At 63.4% G+C, this 609-nt stretch carries 1 protein-coding gene; it reads left to right on the top strand.

Annotation, left to right across the window (positions count from 1 at the left end; genetic code table 11):
• Positions 1–73: 73 nt before the first annotated feature.
• The coding region (gene fdh3B, locus IGW04_RS25535) for a formate dehydrogenase FDH3 subunit beta (protein WP_194715901.1) at positions 74–609 on the top strand (536 nt) is incomplete at its 3' end.

Raw genomic sequence — 609 nt, 5'->3', positions numbered from 1 at the left:
ACCACCATCTGCAACATCGAAAAGATCGTGGCCTGATGCGGCGTAGCCAACAGCGAATAAAGAGGAATAGCAAATGGCAAGAATGAAATTCATCTGCGACGCGGAGCGCTGCATCGAGTGCAACAGCTGCGTGACCGCGTGCAAGAACGAGCATGAGGTGCCCTGGGGCGTGAACCGGCGCCGCGTGGTGACCATCAACGACGGCGTGATCGGCCAGGAAAAGTCGATCTCGGTAGCCTGCATGCATTGCTCCGACGCGCCCTGCATGGCGGTGTGCCCGGTCGACTGCTTCTACCGCACCGACGAAGGCGTGGTGCTGCACGACAAGGACATCTGCATCGGCTGCGGCTACTGCTCGTATGCCTGCCCGTTCGGCGCGCCGCAGTTCCCGTCCAACGGCACTTTCGGCCTGCGCGGCAAGATGGACAAGTGCACCTTCTGCGCCGGCGGCCCGGAAGCTGATGGCTCGCATGCCGAGTTCGAGAAATACGGCCGCAACCGCCTGGCCGAAGGCAAGCTGCCGGCCTGCGCGGAAATGTGCTCGACCAAGGCGCTGCTGGGCGGCGACGGCGACGTGGTGGCGGACATCTTCCGCAATCGCGTGCTGCG

The organism is Noviherbaspirillum soli, from assembly GCF_015352955.1.
GTDB lineage: Bacteria > Pseudomonadota > Gammaproteobacteria > Burkholderiales > Burkholderiaceae_D > Noviherbaspirillum_A > Noviherbaspirillum_A soli.
The sequence above is the reverse complement of the archived record's forward strand: the minus strand, read 5'-3'. Positions and strand labels throughout refer to the sequence as shown.